Origin of the sequence: Pseudomonas yangonensis, assembly GCF_009932725.1 — a bacterium.
GTDB classification, from domain to species: domain Bacteria; phylum Pseudomonadota; class Gammaproteobacteria; order Pseudomonadales; family Pseudomonadaceae; genus Aquipseudomonas; species Aquipseudomonas yangonensis.
Genome location: NZ_BLJU01000118.1, coordinates 1 through 481, shown reverse-complemented (window position 1 = coordinate 481; position 481 = coordinate 1). Strand labels below are relative to the sequence as shown.

Here is a 481-nt window from a genome sequence, read left to right as displayed (position 1 = left end):
GGTCTCGTGGGCTACGGCAGCGCAGTGCTGTTTCTCTTTGCGGGGGCGCCGGACGTCGCCTTCACACAGGTGGTCGTTGAGACGGTGTTCGTCATCGTCGTTGCGGCGGTGCTGTTGGCGTTGAAACGCCAAGGCAAGGCCATGAGCGTGCCCGAGCCGGTCTGGCGCCCGATGGCGCTCGTGCTGTCGCTGGCCTTCGCCACCGTGCTGACCGCGCTGCTGCTGGCCGCCGTGGCGCTGCCCTTCGACGACACGCTGTCGCGCTGGTTCGGCGAGCACAGTGTGCCGGCCGCGCAGGGCCGCAACGTGGTAAACGTGATCCTGGTCGACTTCCGAGCGCTGGACACGCTGGGCGAGATCACGGTCGTGATGCTGTCGCTGCTGGCGGCGGTGCCGCTGCTGCGTGCTGTGCGCACCCGGCGCGACACGGAGGCCGGACGATGAACCGCCGGCTGGTCATCCTGGAGGTAGTGGCTAAGCC

General features: G+C 68.6%; 1 protein-coding gene. It reads left to right on the top strand.

Annotated features, from left to right (window positions below; genetic code table 11):
- Positions 1–444, top strand: a 444-nt coding sequence (gene mbhE, locus GYB81_RS23755) for a hydrogen gas-evolving membrane-bound hydrogenase subunit E (RefSeq protein ID WP_161897995.1), incomplete at its 5' end; no start/stop codon positions are given.
- Positions 445–481 lie beyond the last annotated feature (37 nt).